Genomic DNA, 24,405 nt, shown 5'->3' on the forward strand with positions numbered 1-24,405 from the left:
TAAAAGAGCCCTGGTACCTGATTGGTATCAGGGCTCTGTAATATTTTTGTTTTCCTACTGTAAAACTTCCTTTCCTTTTGGTTAAGTTATTGGTAATAATTAGGTGTACTACTCAAAGAGTACGCTATCCAATAATTACAAAACATAACATTCGTAGCATATAGTCTCGAAACAAGGAGTTAAGATGAAAGCAAGTAACCTTCTTGCGGCCGCTGTGTTTGCCGGTGCCACTCTTTTATCGTCGACCAGTATTATGGCTAAAACAGCGAAAGTTGCTGTGTCTCAAATCGTGGAGCATCCTGCACTTGATGCAACGAGACAAGGTCTTATCGATGGTTTAAAAGCAAAAGGGTACGTAGACGGTAAGAATTTACAGTTCGAATACAAGACAGCACAGGGGAACCCGGCAATTGCTGTTCAGATTGCCCGTCAGTTTGTCGGTGAAAAACCGGATGTGCTTGTTGGGATTGCAACACCGACGGCACAGGCTTTGGTATCCGCGACACGCAATATCCCGATTGTTTTCACTGCCGTTACCGATCCTGTTGGTGCAAAATTAGTAAAAACGCTGAAACACCCCGGAAAAAATGTCACAGGTCTTTCCGATTTATCACCAGTTGAGCAGCATGTCGAGCTGATTAAAGAAATCCTTCCTAATGTGAAAACCATTGGTGTTGTTTACAACCCCGGAGAAGCCAATGCTGTTAGCCTGATGAAAATTCTGAAGGCCAGTGCGAAAAAAAATGGTTTAACTGTTGTTGAAGCGACAGCATTAAAAAGTGCGGACGTTCAGTCTGCAACACAAACCATCGCAGAGAAGTCAGATGTCATTTATGCTTTGATTGATAACACCGTTGCCAGTGCTATCGATGGTATGGTTGTTGCCGCAAACCAAGCGAAAACACCGGTTTTCGGTGCTGCAACATCTTATGTTGCGCATGGCGCGTTTGCCAGCCTTGGCTTTGATTACTATCAAATTGGTGTTCAGACAGCAGACTATGTTGTGGATATCTTAAATGGAACGAATCCTGGTTCGTTAGATGTGAAAGTGGCTAAAGGGTCTGATTTAGTCATCAATAAGACGGCTGCTGATAAATTAGGTATCACTATTCCAAAATCTGTATTGGATCGTGCGACCAGTATTAAGTAATAGTTAAGTAAACGGGCTGTTTGCCCGTTTACTTTTAAAGCAGCAGAGAGGAGTAGTTATGTCTGCTTTTGCTTTTTTCGGGGCTCTGGAAATTGGTCTCGTATACGGGCTTGTGGCGTTAGGTGTGTATCTGACGTTTAAAGTGCTGGATTTTCCTGATTTAAGTGTTGATGGTAGTTTCCCAATGGGAGCTGCTGTTGCCGCAACCGCCATTGTTGCCGGAGTGAATCCCTGGGTTGCAACATTTCTGGCTATTCTTGCCGGTGCAGCCACTGGATGGGTAACGGCATTTTTAACCGTGAAGTGCGGTATATTAAACCTTTTGGCCTCCATCTTGACGATGATTGCCGCATTTTCGGTCAATATTCGCATTATGGGAAGACCGAATATTGCGCTGATTGGCGAAGATACTATCCTGACGCCATTCGAAGAACTGGGTGATCCAATGTATGTCCGGCCACTCGTTGTCGCCGTCTTAGTTTTAATTTCTGCTTTACTTATTATTCGTTTACTTAACAGTGACTTTGGTCTGGGTCTGCGCGCAACGGGTGTGAATTCCCGCATGGTTGCTGCTCAGGGTGCGAGCACAGCGTTTTATACGTATTTCGGTCTGTCTCTGTCCAATGGTTTCGTTGGGTTTGCAGGGGCTTTGTTTGCTCAAACCAACAGTTTTGCTGATGTTACCTCTGGAGTGGGAACCATCGTGGTTGGTCTGGCTGCTGTTATTCTTGGTCAGACGTTGATCCCGGGGCGCAAAATATGGGTCGCTGTTGTTGCCGTGATTGTTGGTTCCGTCCTGTATCGCCTGGCCGTTGCTTTTGCACTTAGTTCTGGAATGTTTGGTCTGCAGGCGTCTGATCTTAACCTTGTTACAGCGGTATTAGTGGCAATCGCTCTGATCATGCCAAAGTTAAAAAAAGGGAAAAAATCCGGGAAAGCAGGAGGTAAAGCATGATTCGGTTAGAAAACATTCAGGTTACCTTCAATCCCGGAACGATTTTGGAAAACCGGGCACTAAGAGGCGTAGACTTAGTTGTTCCGGAGCATCAGTTTTTAACCGTTATTGGTTCTAACGGGGCCGGGAAATCAACCTTGCTTGGTGCGGTGACCGGAGAAACTCCGATGGTCGGCGGACGGGTCATGATTGATGAAACGGATGTGACAAAAAGAACGGTCGACAAACGCGCCCGTTTGTGTTCCAGAGTATTTCAGGACCCTTTGGCCGGGACGTGTGGTGCCCTTACTATTGAAGAAAATATGGCACTGGCCTATATGCGGGGCCGTCGTCGTGGTCTGGCCTATGCGTTATCCTCAAAACGCCGCAAGCTTTTTCAGGAGCGGATTAGCATTCTGGGTCTGGGTCTGGAAGACCGTCTTGGTGATAACATCGGATTATTGTCCGGCGGGCAGCGTCAGGCGGTGAGTCTGGTTATGGCGACGCTATCAGACAGCAAACTTTTGTTACTTGATGAGCATACTGCTGCGCTGGACCCTCGTATGGCGGCTTTCATTATTGACCTGACAAAGAAAATAGTGTCTGAATTCAGTTTAACAGTGATGATGGTGACGCACTCAATGAAAGATGCGCTTGCCTGTGGTGACCGGACTATCATGCTACATCAGGGAAAAATTGTGCTGGATGTTGAAGGTGAACAGCGAGCCGATATGGGTGTCCCTGATCTTTTAAAACTTTTTTCTGAAGTTCGTGGGGAAGAAATTACGGATGATAGTTTGTTGCTTGGATAGAGTTACAGGCTGTACACGTATATCATTAATTTAATGATTCATGACCAGTTTTTGCCATTGGCAGAAACTGGTTTTTTTGAATCTTAAACATTTATATACAAAATAATTATCCCTGTTACATTTCTTTTGTTAATGCATCATTGCTACAATTTAGATGTTTTATCTAAGTTTTGAGGTCGCAATTGAGTCTGAAATCGCGGTTCCTGCTAGGAAGAGTCGCTGTCTTTGGTATTCCTTTCGTGTTCGTTTTGATTATGGTGGGATTGTTGCTTCATACCCATATCGCTATGCTCAGAGCGGACATTAACGAAGAATATGAAAGGATTGGGCGAACTTTATCGCGTGCATCAAAAGCGTTGGTCGGACTGGACTACTCGTTGAACAGCTATTCTTTAAATAACACCAATAAGATCTTACTTTCAAGATATCATTGGCAGAAGCAGCGAGACCAGTTATGCTTCCTTTTCCCGACAAAAGATCTGAAACGTCAGGGCTCTCAGTATTTACAACAATATATGTCGAAAGATTCGTATGCTGTGGTCGGTGAAACTGAGTTATGTGATTTTAAAAGTAAACTGGCTTTGGCTGTGGAAAGCCGGATACAATTGGCACCGTTACTGGCGCTTTTTCATAATATTGACGACGCTTTTATCAGCGTCCATTATCAGGATATTCACGGGTATCTTATCGTTTCACCAGAGAATCTATCTAAAAATATCACACCCGAAATAATTGCGAAGATAAAAGATAAGAACTGGTCTTTCTACCAAGGATTTCAGCAATCAAAAATAAAAGTGCAGGGACCTTTTATTTTTGAAAAGGTAAATGGTAAAAGGCCAATATTAACGTTGATGTTACCTGTCTATAAAACATCCGGTGGTTCGGATATTCATGGAAGTGTTGCACTGGATATTGATGTTCTGACCTTACTGAGGCCGGTAAAACTGACAAACAGCTATTTTAATATCGTAACTGAGGATGCACCTGTTCCTGATAATGCTTTTATGTTGAAAGAAATTGACTCAATTGAGGGGATCGATTTTCATCATAAAATGTATTATTTAATTGATTTTAAAAATGAAATTTTGCGATTCTTGACGGATCGTAAAATGAACTTAGTTATTATCTTTATTGTCTATTTTCTTTCAGTGTTTATTTATCTGTATATTAAGTCGTACAGAGAAAAACATTATTTTAAAGAATTGGCGGCTCAGGATCCTTTAACCGGATTAAATAACCGTCGCGGTTTTGAAACGTTTCTTACTCGGAAAACTCATGATGCTTATGTTGCAATGGTTCTGATTGATATTGATAACTTTAAGCAGATTAATGATACCTATGGGCATGATGTCGGGGATGATGTTATTTGTTATCTTGCTGACGGGCTTAAAAATAACATCCGAACATCGGATTCTGTTGCTCGCTTTGGTGGTGAAGAGTTTATTATTTACCTCACGGGTGAAAGTAAAGATGCGTTGGAACGGACAATTCACCGTGTTAAAGATGAAATTACAAATAACAGTACCAATGCGGTTGAATCGGGTTTTACCATTTCCGGAGGCGTTTCAATTTATTCCTCAGATCGGATGCCCTCTCATGATCAGATTTTAAAAGTGATAGACAACAAGCTTTATTTCGCTAAACGTCATGGTAAAAACAGATTAGTGTTCTAATTGGCCTGCATAACGGGAAATCGTATGGATAATGTCATTAACAGCAGTCAGTGTGCGGATTTCACGAAATAGATCATTTGCTTCCGGATAGGCCTGACGCAGATAGGACAACCACTGTTTTATCCGGTTTGGCAGGTATTTACTTTTGTCGCCGATGACTTCGTATTCTGAATAAATCAATAGTAATTTGACTACATCATACCAACACATTGGTGAGTGACCGTACTTTATCATATTGCCCAGATTTGGAATGTTGAATGCCCCCCGGCATACCATAATGGAATCAATACCTGTTGTTTTAATACAGGCGAGGGCGTCGCTCCGGTCCCAGATTTCACCATTGGCAATTAATGGTACCGTGGTTTTTTTGCGGATTTGGTCGATATATTCCCATTTTATTTCGCTGGCTTTATACCCACCGGATTTGGTTCTGGCGTGAACGGTCAGTTCATCAGCCCCGCCTTTTTCAATCGCATCAACAATATCAAAACAATCGTCCGGGTTTTCAAGCCCCAGACGGATTTTTGCTGAAACCGGGATATTGGAAGGAACAGCCTGCCGGCAGGATTGGACAATCTGATGAATCAGCTCCGGAAACTCCAGAAGGGCAGCGCCGCCTTTACTCCGGTTGACGGTTTTTGCCGGACAACCAAAGTTAATGTCGATGCCATGGGCTCCAAGTTCGGCTGCGAAGCTGGCATTTTCTGCCATCCAGTCGGGATCCTGACCAAGTAGCTGGACGTTGACAGGAACTCCGGATTTTGTATGAGAGCCATGTTTAAGTTCCGGGCATAACCGGTGAAACACATGTTTTGGCAAACGTTGATTGACCACTCTGACGAATTCAGTTACGCATAGGTCATAATCATTAATGCCAGTCAGCATTTCTCGCATTAAATGATCTAAAACGCCTTCCATCGGGCCTAATACGACTCTCATGATACTCTCAATATTAAAATGGGTTGCCGATTGTAGTGGTAGACAGTGAAAAAGTCACTATCTGTGAATGATTGTTCTGGCGGCTTGTGTTACCTTTTATCCCCCGGTTATCTACGAGACAATGAATCTATTTATGACATATCATCCTGAGCATTTTATGAATTCTGACTTACCGGTTTCGGCCGCTTATGCCGAAGGTGTTCTTCTTGCGGTGAATCTTGCCTGTCAGCCGATTGAAAAATCGCAATGGCAGAGTCTTCTTACAGAAGAAGAGACCGGTGAATTTGATGCGTTATTCGTCGGGCAATTTCAGAAGCAGTATCAGGCTATGTTGTCCGGTGATTATCATCTGGATTCAGTGATTGATGTCCGGACCGGACAACTTGAAGAGTGGGCCGGTGGGTTTCTTAGTGCCTGGTCTTTTGTTGAGCCAACCTGGCAGGAGGTGATACCGGATGATGGTACTCAGCGGCTCCTACAGGCAATTATAACGTTATGCTTTCTTATCACAGACCGGGAAGCAACCATTGAACAGATGAAAGCAGCGGGAATTGACGATGTGCCGGATACCGATTGGTTTATCGGTAATATTGATATGATGATTCATGAACTGGTCCAGTTTGCGGATAGTCAGTTACTGGGGCAGGGAGCGCAACGGGTTAATCCCTATAAATCAGTAGGAAGAAACGATCTTTGCCCTTGTCAGAGTGGTAAAAAGTTTAAAAATTGTTGTGGTCAGTAGAACTTTCTTCTTTATCAGTATTCCAACCAGATACTGACATATCATTAAACTGACCCGGTATTATCGGCGGTAGAGAAGACGAATTGGAGTCCCGTTAGAATGAAGGAAATTGTTGCGTTATTATTTTGCATTTGTAGTTTTTCTGTTTTCGCAACCCCGAAAGAAGAATTAAGTCACAGGTTGTCACTCAATGATGGTTTTAGCGCTCAGTTTCATCAGGAAGTGCTCAGCCCCGAAGGTGAAGCGATCAGCGAGTCGAAAGGGAAAGTGGATATTGCCCGTCCGGGTTTGTTCCGCTGGGAAACATCAGAACCGGATGAGAACATGCTGGTCTCTGATGGTAAGACATTGTGGTATTACACCCCACTGGTCGAGCAGGTGACAATCTATGATGCTGAAAAAGCATCTGAGCAAACCCCGTTTGTGTTGTTGACCCGCAATAAAAAAAGCGACTGGGATAACTATTTTGTGTCAGAGAATGCAGACCACTTTACGCTTACTCCCACGCATCTTGATTCAACTCAGGGCCGCTTTATTATAAATATTGATAATAAAGGGGTTGTTAAAGGGTTTGATGTTATCGAACAGGATGGGCAGAAAACTCACTTTACTTTTGAACACATCAAATTAGGCAAGCCGTCTGAAAAACTGTTTACATTCGTTGTTCCTGATGGCGTGGATATTGATGATCAACGTTAATACAGAGAGAAATCATTGGATAATCTGAGTCTCGACTTTTCCGGATCTGAAGATTTCAGGCCGCTTGCAGCCCGCATGCGGCCTGATACGCTTGAGCAGTATATAGGACAAACTCATATACTTGGTGAGGGGAAACCTCTGCGTAAGGCGATTGAAAACGGACAACTTCATTCCATGATTTTGTGGGGACCGCCCGGGACTGGCAAAACGACGCTGGCAGAAGTAGCAGCGCATTATGCTAATGCAAGGGTAGAACGGGTGTCGGCGGTTACTTCCGGTGTAAAAGAAATTCGGTTAGCCATTGAAAAAGCAAGGGAAAACCGTCTTGCCGGTTTTAAAACCATTTTGTTTGTTGATGAAGTCCACCGGTTTAATAAATCGCAACAGGACGCTTTTCTTCCTCATATCGAGGATGGAACAGTGACGTTTATCGGGGCGACAACAGAAAACCCTTCTTTTGAGCTTAATAATGCAATTTTGTCCAGAGCCCGGGTATATAAATTAACCGGTTTGTCATCCGACGAGATATTACAGGCCCTTAATATTGCCATTTCCGATAAGGAAAGAGGACTGGGGAAGCATTCCGTTAATATCGAGAGTGGCGTGTTAGACCGACTGGCGGAATATGTGCAGGGCGACACCCGTCAGGCAATGAATTATCTGGAACTGCTGTATGACATGGCAGAGGAAAAGGATTCGGTAAAACAACTGACCCTGGCCGGACTTGCTGAAGTTATGGGAGAAAAAGTCAGTCGTTTTGATAATCACGGAGACATCTGGTACGACTTAATTTCAGCCGTACATAAGTCAATACGTGGTTCTGATCCAGATGCGGCGTTGTACTGGATGGCAAGAATCATTGTTGCAGGGGGCGATCCGTTGTACGTTGCACGCCGCCTTCTTGCTATTGCATCAGAAGATATCGGTAATGCGGATCCCAGAGCAATGCAGGTCGCATTGTCTGCCTGGGATTGCTACCATCGGGTCGGGCCTGCGGAAGGCGAGCGGGCCATTGCACAAGCCGTTGTCTATATGGCTTGTGCGCCGAAAAGTAATGCGGTTTATACGGCCTGGAAGGGCGCACTGGCTGAGGCAAAAAATACACCGGAATACGAAGTACCACCACATTTGAGAAATGCACCGACGAAGCTTATGAAAAAAATGGGGTACGGAGAAGAATACCGCTATGCTCACGACGAACCGGGAGCATACGCCGCCGGGGAAGTGTATTTCCCACCTGAATTAGCAGGAACCCGGTACTATTACCCCTCTTCCCGTGGGTTAGAAATTAAAATTCGGGAAAAATTAGACTATTTGGCTGAATTAGACACAAAAAGCGACCAAAAGCGCTATGAAAAATAGTGAGTTTTCGTTATCTTTTATCAGTTAAGAGTTTCCAATTGGTTTTGAGGTGATATTTCATCTCAAAACTCTCATATTCACATATTAAAAGCATAGGATTAGCAATGCTGGATTCTAAATTACTTCGTGCAGAACTGGATGAAACCGCTGCAAAACTGGCGCGTCGGGGCTTTAGCCTGGACGTGGATGCAATTCGTCAACTTGAAGAGCAACGTAAATCGATTCAGGTCGAAGTTGAAAATTTACAATCCACACGTAATTCGATCTCCAAACAAATTGGCCAGAAAATGGCGGCAGGTGATAAAGAAGGCGCCGAAGAAATTAAGAAACAAATTGGCACATTAGGTAGTGATCTTGACGCGAAAAAAGTCGAACTAACGGAAGTCCTGACTAAAATTGAAGAGATCGCACTGACGGTTCCTAATCTTCCGGACGATTCAGTGCCTGACGGCAAAGATGAAAATGACAACGTTGAAGTCAGCCGTTGGGGTGAGCCTAAGCAGTACTCATTTGAAGTGAAAGATCATGTTGATTTGGGCGAAATGGGCGATGGTCTGGATTTTGCCAGCGCAACAAAACTGACTGGTGCCCGCTTCGTTGTTATGAAAGGTCAGTTTGCACGTTTACACCGTGCAATTGCACAGTTTATGCTGGACCTTCACACCGAACAACATGGTTACTGTGAAACGTATGTTCCTTATCTGGTTAACTCAGACAGTTTGTATGGTACTGGTCAGTTACCAAAATTTGGCAAAGACCTTTACCATACCGAACCTCTTGTTGAGAAAGTGGATGATGAAGAGCCCCGTAAGCTTTCATTGATTCCGACGGCTGAAGTACCGCTGACCAATATTGTTCGTGGTGAAATTCTGGAAGACGATGCATTACCGCTGAAAATGACAGCACATACCCCTTGTTTCCGTTCAGAAGCCGGATCGTATGGTCGTGATACGCGTGGATTGATTCGTATGCACCAGTTTGACAAGGTTGAACTGGTTCAGATTACAAAACCTGAAGAGTCGATGGCCGCTCTTGAAGAGTTGACCGGACATGCTGAAAAAGTGCTTCAGTTATTGGAACTGCCATATCGTAAGGTCGTACTGTGTACCGGTGACATGGGCTTTGGTTCATGTAAAACTTATGATTTGGAAGTCTGGGTTCCGGCACAGAATACTTACCGTGAAATTTCATCCTGCTCTAACATGTGGGATTTTCAGGCAAGACGTATGCAAACCCGTTTTCGTCGTAAAGGCGAGAAAAAACCGGAGTTGGTTCATACACTGAATGGTTCAGGTCTTGCGGTAGGTCGTACAATGGTTGCGATTCTTGAAAACTTCCAGCAGGAAGATGGCCGTGTTGAAATTCCAGAAGTATTGAGAAAATACATGAATGGTTTAACTCACATCGGTTAATTTTCAGCGGATAACGCGAAAAGGTTGCATGTACATAGGGCAGTTTGCACTTATATCATGCAACCTTTTTTTATTTTTATTCTTTGGTTGTTGTATTTACAGGATAATTTGCGTTGGTATGTCTTTTGCTAGTATCCCTATGATTAAAGGTAATTGGATGTGAATACAAATAACAACGTTGGTGGGTAAAAGACTCAACTTTCAGGTTGGGTCTTTTTTTGTCTGGCAGATATCAACAATTTGATCTGTAACATAAGGACTTTTTCTCAGTCGGGTATGGTATTTCCTGATGTTTCAATTTGAGTTCGCCGGTTAGTTACATGAAAAATATGCCTTTCCTTTCTGACGAGACTTATCTTCCTCACGATAGAATGTATGAAGATTCTACTGTCAGCGCCTCCGGATTATCCGGTCGTAGTGACGAGAAAGGGAGAGTCTGCCTTGTTGGTGCCGGACCCGGAGATCCGGATCTGTTGACAGTCAAAGCGCTTCGTTTAATTGAAAATGCAGAAGTCGTTGTGTTTGACCGTCTTGTCGGCAAAGACATTCTGGCATTATGTCATCCCGATGCCGATATGATTTATGCTGGCAAACGCTGTGGTCGGCAAAGTATGAAACAGGAAACCATCTCGCAGTTATTGGTTGACCTGGCGCTAAGTGGAAAAAATGTGATTCGCCTAAAAGGGGGGGACCCCTTTATTTTTGGCCGTGGAGGGGAAGAAGCGCTCTTATTAGCCGAAAATGGTATTCAGTATGAGGTTGTTCCGGGGGTAACAGCGGCCATTGGCTGTTCTGCCAGTGCATTGATACCGTTGACTCACCGGAAAGTGTCCCGCAGTGTAACGTTTGTCACCGGACATGTCGTTTCCGGCGCAATGCCAGCATGGGCCGGACTGGTTCATTCGGGACAAACGTTAGTTTTTTATATGGGACTTGAAAAAGCCAATGCTATTCAGTCCGGGTTATACGAAGCCGGATTATCTTTGAATACCCCGGTGGCCGTTGTTGGGAAGGGGTGCAGTAAAGAACAGGAAGTGCATACTTTTCAATTGAATGAACTGAAATCAATGGCTGTTAAGTTGGCCGGGTTGAGTCCGGCATTAATTATTATCGGGCAGGTGGTGACATTACGTACTGCATTGATGACTTCACTTAATGAAATAAAGCAGATGGGAATGATGTAACTTTTTCAGGAGCACACAGCCATATTTTATTATGAATAAGGCTGTGTATTTAATAAAGTTATCCGGTTATTGGAAGTGAGCGGATATCTGGACGGCTTCTCTTATCATCTGTATCAAATATTCAATGTCACTGGCCGGGGTGATATAAGGTGGCATGATGTAAATCAGTTTGCCGAACGGACGGATCCAGACGCCGTTTTTGACAAAAAAGGCCTGTATTTCAGGCATATTGACCGGCTGGTCCACTTCGATAACTCCGATGGCGCCCAGATAGCGGACATCGCTGACATGTTTCAGGTTCATTAAAGACGGAAGTTGCTTTTTAAAGATAGCTTCAATGGTTTCCACCTTACTTTGCCAGTCATTTTTTGTCAGTAAATCGAGGCTTTTTGTAGCGACATGGCAGGCAAGCGGGTTACCCATAAAGGTCGGACCATGCATAAAACAACCGGCTTCACCGCTACACACAGTATCTGCTACTTTTTTTGTAGTAAGGGTTGCAGCCAGTGTCATATATCCACCGGTAATGGCTTTCCCAACGCACATAATATCGGGTTCAATATCTGCGTGTTCGCAGGCAAAAAGCTTTCCTGTCCGTCCAAAGCCAGTGGCTATTTCGTCGACAATAAGCAGTAAATTATGTTGATTGCATAGTGTTCTTAATTGCCTCAGATATTCAGGATGGTAAATTCGCATTCCTCCTGCGCCCTGAACGATGGGCTCCAGTATGACCGCAGCAACATTATGGGAATGCTCTTCAATGCATTGCTTCATACCCTGCATATCACTTTCCTGCCATTCCTGCCAGAATCCGGTGACCGGAGAATCGACAAAAATATGTTCAGGTAAGAAACCTTTATAAAGTTTATGCATGGAGTTGTCCGGATCCGTTACTGACATTGCGGCGAAGGTATCTCCGTGATATCCGTGACGAACCGTAATAAATTTTGACCGGGCTTCTCCAAGTGCATGCCAGTACTGCAAGGCCATTTTTAGGGCGACTTCAACCGAGACAGAGCCGGAATCTGCCAGAAATACTTTTTCCAGTGATGGCGGTGTGATTTTTACCAACCGTTTACATAATTCAACGGCTGGCTGATGCGTTAACCCGCCAAACATAACATGAGACATACTTTTAATCTGGGATTCTACAGCATGGTTCAGTTCGGGATGATTATAGCCATGTATGGCTGCCCACCACGAAGACATACCATCAATCAGCTTTTCACCGGTTTCAAGATAAAGGTGATTATTGTCAGCATGACTAACCGGGTAGCAGGGTAAAGGATTAATGGTAGAGGTATAAGGATGCCAGATATGCTGGCGATCAAACTGAATGTCTATGCTCATTATTTAACCAATGGTAAACCTGTTGATTTATTTTTAGGGTTACATCATAAAACGAGGAAAATATTCATCAACTGTTTTTGTTTGTAATTTTTAACATAAAATTGAGCTTTGAATGTAAAAAATGGCCGTAATAGAGTAATTGTAGGAATAGCTTTTGGTTAATAAATAACCAAATGTAAACCATAAAAATAAAATGGTATTGACATAAAGCGGGCAGCGAATAGACTAGTAGCCAATAACAATAAATACGTTAAGGATTGCATGTGGAAGTTCGTCATAACTGGACCGTAAAAGAGGTTCGGGAACTATTGGAAAAACCGTTCATGGACCTTCTTTTTGAGGCTCAGTTAGTTCACCGGGAGCATCATCCTCATAACTATGTTCAGGTTAGTACCCTGCTGTCGATTAAAACCGGGGCGTGCCCTGAAGACTGTAAATACTGCCCGCAAAGCGCACACTACAGTACCGATGTTGAAAAAGAACGTCTGATGGAAGTTGAGCGTGTACTCGATGCGGCGAAAAAAGCCAAAGCGGCCGGTTCGACCCGTTTTTGTATGGGGGCTGCATGGAAAAACCCTAAAGAACGGGACATGCCTTATATCAAGCAGATCATTGCCGGAGTGAAAGAGCAGGGTCTGGAAACCTGTATGACGCTTGGTATGTTAACTGCGCAGCAGGCCCAGGAACTGGCGGATGCCGGACTGGATTATTACAACCATAATCTGGATACCTCCCCTGAATTTTACGGAAAAATAATTACGACGCGAACTTATCAGGACAGATTGGATACCTTATCTCATATTCGTGACGCCGGAATGAAAATTTGTTCCGGAGGTATTATCGGTATGGGTGAGAATGCTAATGACCGCGCCGGTCTTTTAACTGAACTGGCGAACCTGCCTGTTCATCCCGAAAGTGTGCCTATTAATATGCTGGTCAAAGTGAAAGGAACACCTCTGGAAAACGCTGAAGATGTTGAGCCATTTGATTTTATACGCCTTATTGCGGCGGCAAGAATCATGATGCCTGCATCGGCAGTCCGTCTTTCTGCCGGACGTGAAAATATGAATGAGCAGATGCAGGCGTTATGTTTTATGGCAGGCGCTAACTCAATTTTCTATGGCTGCAAATTGCTGACGACCCCGAACCCATCAGAAGATGCCGATATGCTTCTCTTTGATAAATTGGGTATCAATCATCAGCATGTGGCGCAAAAGCCGGATGAAATCGAAGAGAGCAAATTACTGGATCGTGTTGTTGAGAACGTGGTATCGCGTCCTCAAAAAGACGATTTGTTCTATGATGCATCTCTTTGATCAGCGTATCACCAGTGCTTTACAGGAGCGTAAAGCACTGGGTTTGGAGCGCCGGGTGCTGAAAATTGACAACGGAAATACAAAAGAACTTTGCTTCGGTGACCGGAACTATCTCAATTTTTCCAGTAATGATTATCTTGGTCTGGCTAATGACACTGAATTGATCCGAAAATGGCAGCAGGGACTGGACCGGTTTGGCGCGGGCAGTTCATCATCGCCAATGGTGGTCGGAAACAGTTATCCCCACGAGTTGTTAAAAACATCTCTGTGTGAATGGCTGGATTATGACGAGTGTGTGTTGTTTAATTCAGGGTTCAGTGCGAATCAGGCTCTGATTACATCGTTGTTTAAAAAAGGCGATTTGTTGCTGCAGGATAAGTTAAATCATGCATCACTGATGGAAGCCGGTATGTTGTCTCCGGCGACGATGAAGCGGTTTAGACATAACGATATAAAACATTTGGTATCCTTTCTCAGGGATGAAGACCATCCTACAGCAGTTATCACGGAAGGTGTTTTCAGTATGGACGGAGACATGGCCTCTGTCAGAGAAATGCACCAGGCCATTGGTAATAAAGCCATTTTGATTGTTGATGATGCCCATGGTATTGGTGTTTTAGGTGAGCAGGGCAAAGGTTCAACCCATCTGGCCGGAGTGAAGCCGGATCTTCTGGTTGTTACTTTTGGTAAAGCATTCGGCCTGTCCGGCGCTGCCATTATGTGTAGCCATTCTGTCGGTGATTATATTAATCAGTTTGCCCGCCATCATGTTTATTCGACGGCGATGCCTCCGTCACAGGCTTACGCCTTAAATCACGCTGTTTTTATGATTAAAGAGCAGCAATGGCGCAGAGATAAACTCGCTGAATTACAGGCGCTGTTTCACAAAAGAATGAGTCCGTTCGGTGCCCATTATGTTGAAACTGTTACGGCAATTAAGCCGATTCTGATTGGCGGAGTAAATGAAACCATTGCGGTTGCTGAGCAGATCAGACGTCAGGGAATATGGATTACCGGAATTCGGCCACCGACTGTCCCAGCCGGACAGGGGCGGCTAAGAGTTACGCTAACCTCAGGACACAGTGTGACGGACGTTGATAAATTATGTTCCTGTCTGGAACACACGCTGGAGAACCTTCATGTTGCCCACGACTGCGAGTAAGCCTACAAATAAAGAATATATCGCTAATGCGTTTTCCAAAGCGGCTCACTGCTATGACCGGCATGCTCAGTTTCAGCGGGATGTGGCGGATATTTTACTGGCGAATATCCCGGACAATCTTGCCGGTAAACGGATTCTGGATCTGGGATGCGGTACAGGCTATGTTGCCAAAGCGTTGCTTGAGCGTGGAGCACACGTTACCTGTGTGGATATCAGTGAGGGGATGCTTCAGGTCGCAGAAAAGATGCTGGGAACGCAGCAGGTCAGTTATTTATGTGCTGATGCAGAGCAATTACCCATTCCTGACGGAACATTTGATTATGTGACATCCAGTCTTGCCCTCCAGTGGTGTGAAGATTTATCCCGTCCGATGACAGAAATTAAACGGGTTTTGAAATCCGACGGTACGGCTTATTTTTCAACTCTGCTGGATGGATCGCTTGACGAACTGCGCTGGTCATGGGCACAAGTTGACCGGCATCAACATGTCAATGTGTTCAAAAGTTTAAAAAGGGTAAAACTTGCGTTAGCGCAATCTGATATAGAAAACCATCAGTTAGACTTGCGTAGAATTACAGTCTGGTATGAATCAGCAATCGCATTAATGAAAGACCTTAAAGGCATCGGGGCCACCCATGTCAATAACCGGGATAACGGTCTGGTAAGTCGCAATGCGCTATGTGCCGTTGAGCGGGAATACCAGCGTTTTCAAAATTCTGCAGGATTATTACCTGCAACCTATCAAGTGTGTATTGGGGTAATACGACAATGATAAATGCATTTTTTATTGCGGGTACGGATACTGATGTCGGTAAGACCGTTGCGTCGAAAGCGATATTGCAGGCCTTATCTGCGAAAGGTATAAGCACTCTGGGATATAAACCCATTGCGGCCGGGTGTGAAGAAACACCTGAAGGACGCCGCAATTCCGATGCGCTACACCTGATGAAAGCGGCAAGCAGTGAAGCAGATTATAATGATGTAAATCCATATACTCTTTTGTTGCCTACGTCTCCTCATATTGCAGCAAAACATGAAAATGTCACAATAGAATTTGATGTCCTCAGCGAAAAACTGGCAAAGCATAAAGCGAATGCCGACAGCGTCTTAGTGGAAGGCGCTGGAGGCTGGCGTGTGCCGGTTTCCGATGATAATTATCTATCAAGCTGGGTTAAAAAAGAACAGTTACCGGTTGTTCTTGTTGTCGGAATTCAATTAGGTTGTCTAAACCATGCCAAACTGACCGCTGAAGCCATCCGCGCTGATGGGTTGAATATTGTTGGCTGGGTTGCAAACCGGATTAATCCGGGAACCGAACATTACGCGGAAATTATTGAGCTGCTTGAAAAAGAAATTGATGCGCCTAAGCTCGGGGAAATTCCATATGTGCCAAGCGCAAAGCGTAGTGAACTTGGAAAATATATTAATGTAGAACCACTTATGTCTGCATAATAATTCAAAATCAGAAGGTTAATTTGCGCCTTCTGATTTATTTTATGTAAATCCATTCTTAAATTCTTTTCTGACTGATACATTATCATCCTGTCTTTTTTATTATTTACCCGTGTACTTTATTAATTACGTTATTTTTCTGTTGCAGAATATACAATTATTTACATAATCATCTAATTTCTTTTCATTTAGTAGTTATATTTTCAAAACTTGCCGGTATCTGTCTGAAACAACAATATTTTATATTGTGTTGCTTTTTTTAGAACAATTTGTTGGCTTTATAGCATTAGTTATCTTATTTCCTCTGTGATTAAATCAAAAGGCTTCATATTTTTATGGAATATTTAATTACTAAAAGGAAATTAGCGATGAGCAGTCTAAAAGGCCAGTCTGGTAACTGGCTACTTCACCTTGTGGTGATTATTATTTCGGTCATTGCCGAGTTGATCGGAATAATAAAAGTCCCCCTTGGCAGCAGCAGTGTTGTATTACTCCCTCTTTTTTATGCCTTTATTATGGGTTTACTTTTAAACCCGAATGTTATCAGCAAAGCTAAATGTATTTTAACGCCTGAAAAGGCAGCGAAAGCCACACCGATTATTATTATTTCAGTTTTCCCTTTTCTGGCAAAATTCGGAACATTGATTGGTCCTTCTCTGAATAAAATTTTAGAAATAGGTCCGGCGATGATTCTGCAGGAAGCCGGTAACTTAGGAACCATATTAATAGCGATGCCGGTTGCGATATTAGTACTGAAAATGGGCCGGGAATCCATCGGTGCTTGTTTCTCCATTGCCCGTGAACCCAACATTGCGCTTATTTCTGACAAATATGGCCTGAAAAGTCAGGAAGGTATCGGTGTGATGGGTGTTTATGTTATGGGAACCATGTTCGGAACGCTGTATTTTGCGATTTTAGCTTCTTTGCTTGCATCCACCGGATGGTTTGACCCACGTGCACTTGCAATGGCATGCGGTGTCGGTAGTGGCAGTATGACAGCGGCATGTTCGGCGTCATTAGGCGAATCAATCCCGGCAATGAAGGATGAAATTCTTGCTCTGGCCGGTGCCAGTAATCTGTTGACCAATGCGACCGGTCTTTTTGTCGGATTGTTTATTGCGTTGCCTTTAACTGAAAAATTGTATGGTCTGCTAACCCGCAAAGGAAATGAAACTGTGACAAAAGGGAGTGATTTAAATGTCTGATACAGCAGCAGAAAAAAATGTAAATTCGAATATTAACCTGATTGATCATGCGATTGTTTTAGTCATTGTCTGTGCAATTGCTCTGATCAGTAACTGGACTGGTTCTGGCGTTACACCATTATCGGCACTTCCCGGTATGGCTATTATTTTTGCGATGGTGATGGCCGGCCTCTGGCTTGCGAAAGTGATGCCATTTTATTTACCTTCGGTTGCCTGGTTATCTTTGATCAGCGTACTGCTTACGATTCCGGCATCACCGGTGTCTGAGGTCATACTGAATCACGTCAAAGAGATTAATTTTTTAAGTTTAGTCAGTCCGGTACTTGCTTATGCCGGTTTAGCGATTACTAAGCAGGAAGTCAAAACCTTTAAATCCGCTGGTGGAAAAATTGTTCTGATTGCGATTTTAGTCTTTACCGGTACTTATTTAGGTTCCGTCATTGTTGCAGATTTACTGCTTTAAACGGTCCCGGAGAACATCGGGTTGCTAATGAATCAGATAAAATAGATATAAGTTTATGACAGAATACATTAAACCTTATTCAGAAGAGCATCACCAGCTTGTGACGTGGAGACGGGATCTCCACGCACATCCTGAAACGGCTTACGAAGAGTTCAGAACATCAGATATCATTGCAGAGAAACTGACAGCGCTTGGGCTGGATGTGTACCGCGGTCTGGGTAAAACCGGAATTGTGGCAACATTGCATGGCAGACTAGGCGACGGAAAAACCATCGGGTTAAGGGCCGATATGGATGCACTGAATCTGGATGAGCAAAATACTTTTGCTCATTGCTCGAAACATCAGGGGAAAATGCACGCCTGTGGGCATGACGGACATACAACGATGCTGCTTGGTGCCGCGGTTGTATTGGCTGAAAATCCGGACTTTAAAGGAACGGTCCACTTCATTTTTCAACCGGCGGAAGAGAATGAAGCAGGTGCCCGATCCATGATAGAAGATGGTCTGTTTGAAAAATTCCCGATGTCAGAAGTTTACGGTCTTCATAACTGGCCCGGATTGCCGGCAGGGCAGGCCGGTGTCCATGAAGGGGCAGTAATGGCGGCGTTTGACACTTTTGATATCACAATCAAAGGTATTGGCGGACATGGTGCCATGCCGGATAAAACCGCCGATCCTATTTATACTGCGACTCAGGTTGTCAGTGCGCTTCAGGGAATCATCAGCCGTAATCTGGACCCGCAAAAGTCGGGTGTCATTAGTGTTACCCAGATAAATGGCGGTTATACCTATAATGTTATTCCGGAAGAAGTGACTCTGAAGGGAACGACCCGTTCTTTTTCTCCTGACGTCCGTGATCTGATCGAATCCAGAATGAAAGACGTCGTGACCGGTATTGCTGCTGCGCAGGGTTGTCAGGCCGAGATACTTTATTCCCGGCGCTACCCTGCTACTATAAATACAGTGGAGGCTGCGAAAAAGTGTTATGCCGTTTTGGAAAAGATGCCGGAAATTGAGCAGGTTCATCTGAACCCGCCGGCGAGTATGGGCGGAGAAGATTTTGCCTTTATGCTCGAAAAATGTCCGGGCGCATACATCTGGCTTGGAAACGGAAGTCAGGTACATTCGCATGATCTGCACAGTGCAAATTACGATTTTAACGACGATGTTTTACCCATTGGTGCGAATTTCTGGATCCGGATGGTAGAACAGTTACTCTCAGAATAACCCGGCTCCGGTAAGGAAAACATGGACGACAGGGCATTAAGATATTTTGAAGTTGTGGCAAAAACGGGTAGTATTCGTGCGGCCTCGGAGATTCTGCACGTATCACCTTCGGCGATCAGCCGGAAAGTTTCCCAGCTTGAAGATCAGCTTAATACCCGTCTGATGGATCGCCTTGGCCGCGGAGTCAATCTGACGGAAGCCGGTATTCGCCTGGCGGAGTACATTCAGGATATTAACCAGAGAAAAAATGATCTTATCTCGGAGTTGTCTGAGATTGAACATTTGAAATCCGGCACACTCCGCATATCAACCGGGGGTGGGTTTATCCCGGATCTCGTCAATAATGCGATTACCGGCTTTTCCCGTAATCATCCCGGCGTAAAGCTGGTTCTGAATGTTGGCGGCGGGGATGATGTGGTTGAAAGCATCAAAAACGAGGAGTCGGATATCGGGCTGTTACTGAATGCCCCACAGGACCCCAAAATTGATGTTCTCTATTCCTGCTCGTTTCAGGAACTGAGCCTGTTGGTTCCCAGAGACAGCAAATGGGCGCAACTGGACATATGCTCGCCTTCCGAATTATCCGAGATTCCTTTGGCATTATTGAATGAGTCGTTCAGCATCCGGCAGGCAACCAATCTATACGAAGCCCGTCAGGAAATCCGTCTGAACGATTTACTGATATGTAATTCATTTGAGGCATTGAAGAATTATGTCGAAGCCGGGTTAGGCGGAACCCTACTGCCCAAGGTCTGTGTCACGAAAGAGCTGGAAAACCAATCGCTTGTGGCTATCGATATTGAAGGCATGTACACGCTTGATACGTCTTTAGATTTGATTTTGCGCAAAGGTCGTGTCCGGAGCGCACCGATCAAAAAGATGAAAGACTACATTATCAACTGCATGGATGCCTTCAATGCCAATAGCTGATTCACTCAGTGGACGGGTTATTTATCAGTAAAAATCCGGATCCGGTGTCCGTCCGGGTCTGAGGCAACAATGGTCAGTCCAAAGACTAATTTGGTTGGTGTTTGCAAAAACGTTACCCCTTTCTTTTCCCAGACTTTATATAACTGATGAAGGCTGTCGGTATTTTCGGTAGTGAAAGAGATCTCCATTCCTCCTCCTGTTATATCTGCTTCCAGTGAAACGTGGCAGCGTTGTTTTAGTGCCATGTTTATACCTGAAGGTAAGGAAAAAGAGACGAAGGTTGGCGATAAAACGGTGCATTGACAGTCAAAGATGTCTTCGTAAAACGCTTTGCTGGTTTCAATGTTGTCAACATAAAGAACGATGGAATCAAACTGAATCATAAACACTCCTGTGAAATAATGGTATAACCTGATAACGGAGGACACTATACGGTTTGGTAATGACAGTTTTTGTCAGTAGTGTGCTCCGTAGATGTGCTTATGCCTTTGTTGAGTTATGTTGGTTATATAAACCAACCGACAGGTACATGTTCATAAATGAGTTTGGTTGTCATGATCAGAGTGACCGTAATAAAAACCGGACGGACAAGACGGGTGCCATAGGAAAGCACAAACCGGCTTCCGATCACCGAGCCGATAATTTGCCCGATACCCATTATCAGCCCTAACTGGTAATCAACCTGACCCAGAAAAACAAACAGGATCAGGGAAATAAAGTTGCCGGTCAGGTTCAGCGGCTTGGTTGCCATGGTGGCCTGTTTGATGGTATAGCCGAGTAAAGTAACAAAGGCCAGCATCCAGAAAGAACCGGTTCCCGGTCCGAAAAAACCGTTATAAAAACCGATAAGCAGGCCACACAGCATCATAAAATGCGTGGTACTTATTTTGGGTTCGGAGGCTTCGGTTGCTTTGAGTTTTCCGGACAGAACGGAATACAGGGTAATAGCAACCATTAATACCGGAAGCAGGGTTTCCAGAGCTTCCTTATCAATCAGGCTGACGGCCAGTGCACCGCAGACAGCTCCGGTTGATGTGCATATTAAACCTGAAATGATGCCTTTTACTGGAAGTTGCCGGCTGGATATGTACATAAAAGAGGTCGTCAGCTCACCAATGACAGCCTGAAGCCGGTTTGTCCCCAGAACGGACATCGGGGGAAGACCGGTTAGCAGAAGGGCAGGAACGGTGATCAATCCACCACCGCCTGCGATGGCGTCAACAATACCGGCAATGATGGCAATACCAAATAAAAAAACGTAAACCCAATCCGTGATGTGAAGAATGACTGCGCTTTCCATAGTGCTCCTTATTTTTTGAACTGTACTGAACGCTATTATTTGTATCATTGAACAACATGTAGTTAAATTAACGAATGCTTATTCAATCATTAAGGGTAAACTTAATGATATCGTCACAGGATCTTGAGTTTTTCACTACCATTGCCGGTAGCCGTTCGCTGGCTGCGGCCGCCCGGAAATTAAATGTTACGCCTCCCAGTGTTTCACAACGTCTGCAGAATATTGAACGTAAGCTGGGTGTGAAACTGGTCGACAGAAGTGCCCGGTTAATTTCATTAACGGCGGAAGGTGAGGTACTGGCCGGTAAAGGTCAACAGTTATTGCAGGAGCTGGAACACCTGACGGAAGACGTTTCCGGAAAAACGTTAACGATTTCCGGAGAAATCCGGTTGGTTTCCTCTCTCGGATTCGGAGAAAAACACATTGGTCCTTTAGCGGCTGAATTTCAGCGCCTGTACCCGAATACTACCATCGAGCTGAATCTGTCGGATAACCCTAAGTGGTCGGTACATAACAGCCCTGATATTTTGTTTTACATTGGCTACTTACAGGATTCCGCACTGAAACGGATTGTGTTATCGAAAAACCGGCGTTTATTACTGGCTTCTCCGCAGTATCTTCAGTCGGCTCCGCCATTGCGTTCTCCTGGCGATTTAGAACATCACCGCTGCATTGCGTTAAGAGAAAATGACGAGGATGCCACTATGTGGCGTTTAACGCACACAGAGACTCATGAGGTAACCAGCGTCAGAGTGAACCCGGTTTTATCGAGTAATGTCAGCCGGGTGACCAAAAACTGGAGCCGTGATGGTCAGGGTATTATTCAACGTTCAGAATGGGATGTGAAAGAAGAACTGGAAACGGGCAGGCTGGTCAGAGTATTGCCGGAATACCAGTTAGCGGAAGCCGACATTGTGGCGTTATTGTCTTCGGAGCGTTTTAACCGATCGAGGAAAGTGTCGGCTTTCCTCGATTTTGTCCGGCAGCGTTTGCCGGATCGGTTATGACAAGGGTATTTACTCTATGACTATTTCAAGGTTAGGAACCAGATCCGTCAGGATCTGTTTTTGTCCTGAACCAGCGGTCAGAATTATAATCAATTAATGCTCTGACAGCAGGAGACAAATGCTTTCTGGGGGAGTATAGGGTATATATAATGAGATCGGCAGGCTTCCACTCAGAAATAACGGCAAGCAATCTACCATCTTCAGGTTTCCTGCCGCTTTAAGTATTGGTGCTAAAATTCATATGGGAGAGATAAATGGTCACTGTTCACTACTTTTATGATCCAATGTGCGGGTGGTGTTATGGTGCCACTCCTTTACTGGAAACAATCGCAGATAATAATAAGTTTAAACTCATCCTGCACCCAGGCGGAATGCTCCCTGAAAAAGCGATTGAGCCATCGTTTCGCCAGCATATTCTGGATAGTGACAGACGCATCAGTCAACTTACCGGGGCGCAATTTGGACAATCCTATGTCGAACGTGTAACCGGTAATGATGATCTGATCCTGGATTCCTACCTTCCAACCCGGGCAATTCTGGTTGGAGAATCTTTAGGGTTGGAGCCGTTTATTATGTTAAAGGCGATACAAAAAGCTCATTATATTGACGGAAAACCAGTCAATGAACAGTCAACTTTGGAAGAGCTCGCAGTTCATTCGGGGCTAGACAAAATGTTATGGCGGGAAAAAATGCAAACAGAGGAAAACCCGGAAGACGCAGTAATTAATCATAGTCATCAACTGATGATGCAATTACAGGTGCAGGGTTATCCGACACTTTTCCTTGAGGACAAAGGACAACTGATCAGACTGCCTCATACGGAGTATTATGGCCGGGGAGAACAATGGCAAACTTTTTTGGAAAGTTTAATTTAACACTGCCTGTGTTAAATTTTTTAGCCTTATCAGCTACCCCCATCCGTTGTCCGGTTTTTCAGCATCGGTAGTTTATTGCTCTAAAATGTTTCTGTCAGAGTAGGAAAATATATTGAAACCTTAGTCGGTTGTATTGCTAGGGTCTGTTGATCTTTGGTGATGGTTTTTGCAGCGAGTTGATGGTGATTTAGGCAAGGCGGGGCATGTGAAGTGTAGTCATCTACATGAGTCATGACCCAACGCTGAATAAATCACCATCAAACGCTGCCCGAAGGGTTCATCTGAACTGGCTTTGCTCTTTGTTGCAGGTCATTTGCTTAGAATGACTAAGCTACATGCCCTGCGCCGCGATCAAAACCCGTTCAGAGTGAACAAAAATCAACCATCAAAGGTCAACAGACCCTAGGAGTTTACTTCCACACTTCCGGTTTTATGAACTGCTTGAGTTCCAATACCAATTTATCCAGTTGTTCGTAGTTGGTTAAATCAATAGAACTTTCAGAAGTACGTAGTGAAAGTTTTGATACTTGACCGGATTTCAGCTTTTGTTTCACCTGAGTCACGTTCTCCCAAGGCAAAATACTGTATGTATCTGGATTTTTTATCTTTAATCCTTCGTTTGTCACAATTATTGCATGGTTTAACGCGTATTTAATAAAGCGTTTTGACCCAACTAGATTTGCACCGACAGAAAGAATACCCGTTAAACCGAAAACAAAAGAAAAGCCAATCCAGTCGAATTCTTCGCCTTGTGTTAGTAGATAGCACACAATAGCAAAACCGGTTACATACAATGCTGTAAAATAGGGGCTTCTTTTCCGCTTATTAATCACACTTTGTTTTATTTTGTACATGTCATTCCTAAAACTTATAACCGTCCGAATGGGCACTAAAACGTTATATTAACAATAAACAAGCCGCTTCCCTGATAGTTGTTGTTCCAATGAACAGAGAAAGTGGTCGTTATAAAGGCAAACGAATTATCCAAGGTGGACGCGCTCTGGTGCGTACAATCCTGTATATGGCAATGATGTCTGCAATGCAATTGTAACCCTCCCTGTTTTTAAGAACACTTATCAACGATTACTTGGTGCAGGGAAACCCAAAAAAGTAGCTATTATTGCCTGCGTTAGAAAGATGGTTGTGATACTAAATTCAAAGCTAAGAGGCGGTCGTATGTGGGATGAGAATATGGCGAAAATTTAATTAT

General features: G+C 44.2%; 24 protein-coding genes and 1 pseudogene. 20 read left to right on the plus strand and 5 right to left on the minus strand.

The window, feature by feature from the left end; translation table 11 throughout:
* Positions 1–184: 184 nt before the first annotated feature.
* The 4 genes from LRQ06_RS20295 (at position 185) to LRQ06_RS20310 (ending at position 4,569) form a co-directional block, all read left to right on the plus strand.
* On the plus strand, positions 185–1,150 hold the full coding sequence (locus LRQ06_RS20295) for an ABC transporter substrate-binding protein (RefSeq protein WP_232768854.1): 966 nt from the start codon (positions 185–187) through the stop codon (positions 1,148–1,150).
* Between the two features lie 58 nt (positions 1,151–1,208).
* On the plus strand, positions 1,209–2,105 hold the full coding sequence (locus LRQ06_RS20300; RefSeq protein ID WP_373054848.1) for an ABC transporter permease: 897 nt from the start codon (positions 1,209–1,211) through the stop codon (positions 2,103–2,105).
* A complete protein-coding gene (locus LRQ06_RS20305; RefSeq protein ID WP_232768855.1) occupies positions 2,102–2,896 on the plus strand; it encodes an ABC transporter ATP-binding protein in 795 nt (264 codons plus the stop codon). The genes LRQ06_RS20300 and LRQ06_RS20305 overlap by 4 nt, the downstream gene beginning before the upstream one ends.
* Positions 2,897–3,078: 182 nt before the next feature.
* A complete protein-coding gene (locus LRQ06_RS20310; RefSeq protein ID WP_232768856.1) occupies positions 3,079–4,569 on the plus strand; it encodes a GGDEF domain-containing protein in 1,491 nt (496 codons plus the stop codon).
* Here the strand turns inward: LRQ06_RS20310 and dusC are convergent.
* Positions 4,558–5,508, minus strand: a complete 951-nt coding sequence (gene dusC, locus LRQ06_RS20315; protein WP_232768857.1) for a tRNA dihydrouridine(16) synthase DusC — start codon at positions 5,506–5,508, stop codon at positions 4,558–4,560. The two genes, LRQ06_RS20310 and dusC, sit on opposite strands and share 12 nt — an antisense overlap.
* 133 nt (positions 5,509–5,641) lie before the next feature.
* On the opposite strand from dusC, the gene LRQ06_RS20320 reads away from it, so the two are divergent.
* The 5 genes from LRQ06_RS20320 (at position 5,642) to cobA (ending at position 10,907) form a co-directional block, all read left to right on the plus strand.
* Positions 5,642–6,250, plus strand: a complete 609-nt coding sequence (locus LRQ06_RS20320) for an SEC-C metal-binding domain-containing protein (RefSeq protein WP_232768858.1) — start codon at positions 5,642–5,644, stop codon at positions 6,248–6,250.
* A 99-nt stretch (positions 6,251–6,349) separates the two neighbouring features.
* Complete coding sequence (gene lolA / locus LRQ06_RS20325; protein ID WP_232768859.1) at positions 6,350–6,949, plus strand: outer membrane lipoprotein periplasmic chaperone LolA; 600 nt, start codon at positions 6,350–6,352, stop codon at positions 6,947–6,949.
* Between the two features lie 15 nt (positions 6,950–6,964).
* Positions 6,965–8,311 (plus strand): replication-associated recombination protein A, encoded by a 1,347-nt coding sequence (locus LRQ06_RS20330; RefSeq protein ID WP_232768860.1) that lies wholly within the window; start codon positions 6,965–6,967, stop codon positions 8,309–8,311.
* Positions 8,312–8,415: 104 nt separating this feature from the next.
* Positions 8,416–9,723, plus strand: a complete 1,308-nt coding sequence (serS, locus tag LRQ06_RS20335) for a serine--tRNA ligase (RefSeq protein ID WP_232768861.1) — start codon at positions 8,416–8,418, stop codon at positions 9,721–9,723.
* A gap of 320 nt (positions 9,724–10,043) precedes the next feature.
* Positions 10,044–10,907, plus strand: coding sequence for a uroporphyrinogen-III C-methyltransferase (gene cobA, locus LRQ06_RS20340; RefSeq protein ID WP_373054849.1), 864 nt, complete (start codon positions 10,044–10,046; stop codon positions 10,905–10,907).
* Between the two features lie 66 nt (positions 10,908–10,973).
* Here the strand turns inward: cobA and bioA are convergent, their stop codons facing one another.
* Complete coding sequence (gene bioA, locus LRQ06_RS20345) at positions 10,974–12,251, minus strand: adenosylmethionine--8-amino-7-oxononanoate transaminase (protein ID WP_232769026.1); 1,278 nt, start codon at positions 12,249–12,251, stop codon at positions 10,974–10,976.
* Positions 12,252–12,520: 269 nt separating this feature from the next.
* Here bioA and bioB point away from each other — a divergent pair, with 269 nt between their 5' ends.
* The 8 genes from bioB to LRQ06_RS20385 all read left to right on the plus strand — a co-directional run bounded on the left by bioB (position 12,521) and on the right by LRQ06_RS20385 (position 20,013).
* Positions 12,521–13,573, plus strand: a complete 1,053-nt coding sequence (bioB, locus tag LRQ06_RS20350) for a biotin synthase BioB (RefSeq protein ID WP_232768862.1) — start codon at positions 12,521–12,523, stop codon at positions 13,571–13,573.
* Positions 13,560–14,735, plus strand: coding sequence for an 8-amino-7-oxononanoate synthase (locus LRQ06_RS20355; RefSeq protein ID WP_232769027.1), 1,176 nt, complete (start codon positions 13,560–13,562; stop codon positions 14,733–14,735). The genes bioB and LRQ06_RS20355 overlap by 14 nt, the downstream gene beginning before the upstream one ends.
* Positions 14,713–15,507, plus strand: coding sequence for a malonyl-ACP O-methyltransferase BioC (gene bioC / locus LRQ06_RS20360; RefSeq protein WP_232768863.1), 795 nt, complete (start codon positions 14,713–14,715; stop codon positions 15,505–15,507). Before LRQ06_RS20355 ends, bioC begins: the two co-directional genes overlap by 23 nt.
* Entirely contained in the window at positions 15,504–16,187 is a 684-nt protein-coding gene (gene bioD, locus LRQ06_RS20365; RefSeq protein ID WP_232768864.1) for a dethiobiotin synthase, read from the plus strand. Before bioC ends, bioD begins: the two co-directional genes overlap by 4 nt.
* A gap of 368 nt (positions 16,188–16,555) precedes the next feature.
* Positions 16,556–17,392 (plus strand): DUF3100 domain-containing protein, encoded by an 837-nt coding sequence (locus tag LRQ06_RS20370; RefSeq protein WP_232768865.1) that lies wholly within the window; start codon positions 16,556–16,558, stop codon positions 17,390–17,392.
* The gene (locus tag LRQ06_RS20375) at positions 17,385–17,855 is read left to right on the plus strand and encodes a hypothetical protein (protein ID WP_232768866.1); all 471 of its coding nucleotides are present in this window, start codon (positions 17,385–17,387) and stop codon (positions 17,853–17,855) included. The genes LRQ06_RS20370 and LRQ06_RS20375 overlap by 8 nt, the downstream gene beginning before the upstream one ends.
* Before the next feature lie 55 nt (positions 17,856–17,910).
* Complete coding sequence (locus LRQ06_RS20380; protein ID WP_232768867.1) at positions 17,911–19,083, plus strand: M20 aminoacylase family protein; 1,173 nt, start codon at positions 17,911–17,913, stop codon at positions 19,081–19,083.
* Between the two features lie 21 nt (positions 19,084–19,104).
* Complete coding sequence (locus LRQ06_RS20385) at positions 19,105–20,013, plus strand: LysR family transcriptional regulator (RefSeq protein WP_232768868.1); 909 nt, start codon at positions 19,105–19,107, stop codon at positions 20,011–20,013.
* A gap of 17 nt (positions 20,014–20,030) precedes the next feature.
* Here LRQ06_RS20385 and LRQ06_RS20390 read toward each other — a convergent pair whose 3' ends face one another.
* Positions 20,031–20,396, minus strand: coding sequence for a VOC family protein (locus LRQ06_RS20390; protein ID WP_232768869.1), 366 nt, complete (start codon positions 20,394–20,396; stop codon positions 20,031–20,033).
* Between the two features lie 122 nt (positions 20,397–20,518).
* Positions 20,519–21,313, minus strand: coding sequence for a TSUP family transporter (locus LRQ06_RS20395; protein WP_232768870.1), 795 nt, complete (start codon positions 21,311–21,313; stop codon positions 20,519–20,521).
* Between the two features lie 104 nt (positions 21,314–21,417).
* Between LRQ06_RS20395 and LRQ06_RS20400 the strand changes: the two genes are divergently transcribed.
* The gene (locus LRQ06_RS20400; protein ID WP_232768871.1) at positions 21,418–22,320 is read left to right on the plus strand and encodes a LysR family transcriptional regulator; all 903 of its coding nucleotides are present in this window, start codon (positions 21,418–21,420) and stop codon (positions 22,318–22,320) included.
* Between the two features lie 254 nt (positions 22,321–22,574).
* Positions 22,575–23,195, plus strand: coding sequence for a DsbA family protein (locus LRQ06_RS20405; protein ID WP_232768872.1), 621 nt, complete (start codon positions 22,575–22,577; stop codon positions 23,193–23,195).
* Positions 23,196–23,605: 410 nt separating this feature from the next.
* Here LRQ06_RS20405 and LRQ06_RS20410 read toward each other — a convergent pair whose 3' ends face one another.
* Positions 23,606–24,049 (minus strand): hypothetical protein, encoded by a 444-nt coding sequence (locus LRQ06_RS20410; RefSeq protein WP_232768873.1) that lies wholly within the window; start codon positions 24,047–24,049, stop codon positions 23,606–23,608.
* Between the two features lie 44 nt (positions 24,050–24,093).
* On the opposite strand from LRQ06_RS20410, the pseudogene LRQ06_RS20415 reads away from it, so the two are divergent.
* Positions 24,094–24,401, plus strand: a pseudogene (locus LRQ06_RS20415) (transposase); the annotation flags it as partial.
* Between the last annotated feature and the right edge of the window lie 4 nt (positions 24,402–24,405).

This window comes from Vibrio salinus, assembly GCF_021272385.1.
In the GTDB taxonomy this organism is placed as follows: Bacteria; Pseudomonadota; Gammaproteobacteria; order Enterobacterales; family Vibrionaceae; genus Vibrio; species Vibrio salinus.

Excerpts from the sequence above, each read along its gene's own strand:
- LRQ06_RS20295 (WP_232768854.1), top strand. The coding sequence starts at position 185 with ATGAAAGCAAGTAACCTTCTTGCGGCCGCTGTGTTTGCCGGTGCCACT.
- LRQ06_RS20300 (WP_373054848.1), top strand. The coding sequence starts at position 1,209 with ATGTCTGCTTTTGCTTTTTTCGGGGCTCTGGAAATTGGTCTCGTATAC.
- LRQ06_RS20305 (WP_232768855.1), top strand. The coding sequence starts at position 2,102 with ATGATTCGGTTAGAAAACATTCAGGTTACCTTCAATCCCGGAACGATT.
- dusC (WP_232768857.1), bottom strand. The coding sequence starts at position 5,508 with ATGAGAGTCGTATTAGGCCCGATGGAAGGCGTTTTAGATCATTTAATG.
- LRQ06_RS20320 (WP_232768858.1), top strand. The coding sequence starts at position 5,642 with ATGACATATCATCCTGAGCATTTTATGAATTCTGACTTACCGGTTTCG.
- lolA (WP_232768859.1), top strand. The coding sequence starts at position 6,350 with ATGAAGGAAATTGTTGCGTTATTATTTTGCATTTGTAGTTTTTCTGTT.
- serS (WP_232768861.1), top strand. The coding sequence starts at position 8,416 with ATGCTGGATTCTAAATTACTTCGTGCAGAACTGGATGAAACCGCTGCA.
- cobA (WP_373054849.1), top strand. The coding sequence starts at position 10,044 with ATGAAAAATATGCCTTTCCTTTCTGACGAGACTTATCTTCCTCACGAT.
- LRQ06_RS20355 (WP_232769027.1), top strand. The coding sequence starts at position 13,560 with ATGCATCTCTTTGATCAGCGTATCACCAGTGCTTTACAGGAGCGTAAA.
- bioC (WP_232768863.1), top strand. The coding sequence starts at position 14,713 with ATGTTGCCCACGACTGCGAGTAAGCCTACAAATAAAGAATATATCGCT.
- bioD (WP_232768864.1), top strand. The coding sequence starts at position 15,504 with ATGATAAATGCATTTTTTATTGCGGGTACGGATACTGATGTCGGTAAG.
- LRQ06_RS20370 (WP_232768865.1), top strand. The coding sequence starts at position 16,556 with ATGAGCAGTCTAAAAGGCCAGTCTGGTAACTGGCTACTTCACCTTGTG.
- LRQ06_RS20375 (WP_232768866.1), top strand. The coding sequence starts at position 17,385 with ATGTCTGATACAGCAGCAGAAAAAAATGTAAATTCGAATATTAACCTG.
- LRQ06_RS20380 (WP_232768867.1), top strand. The coding sequence starts at position 17,911 with ATGACAGAATACATTAAACCTTATTCAGAAGAGCATCACCAGCTTGTG.
- LRQ06_RS20385 (WP_232768868.1), top strand. The coding sequence starts at position 19,105 with ATGGACGACAGGGCATTAAGATATTTTGAAGTTGTGGCAAAAACGGGT.
- LRQ06_RS20390 (WP_232768869.1), bottom strand. The coding sequence starts at position 20,396 with ATGATTCAGTTTGATTCCATCGTTCTTTATGTTGACAACATTGAAACC.
- LRQ06_RS20395 (WP_232768870.1), bottom strand. The coding sequence starts at position 21,313 with ATGGAAAGCGCAGTCATTCTTCACATCACGGATTGGGTTTACGTTTTT.
- LRQ06_RS20400 (WP_232768871.1), top strand. The coding sequence starts at position 21,418 with ATGATATCGTCACAGGATCTTGAGTTTTTCACTACCATTGCCGGTAGC.
- LRQ06_RS20405 (WP_232768872.1), top strand. The coding sequence starts at position 22,575 with ATGGTCACTGTTCACTACTTTTATGATCCAATGTGCGGGTGGTGTTAT.
- LRQ06_RS20410 (WP_232768873.1), bottom strand. The coding sequence starts at position 24,049 with ATGTACAAAATAAAACAAAGTGTGATTAATAAGCGGAAAAGAAGCCCC.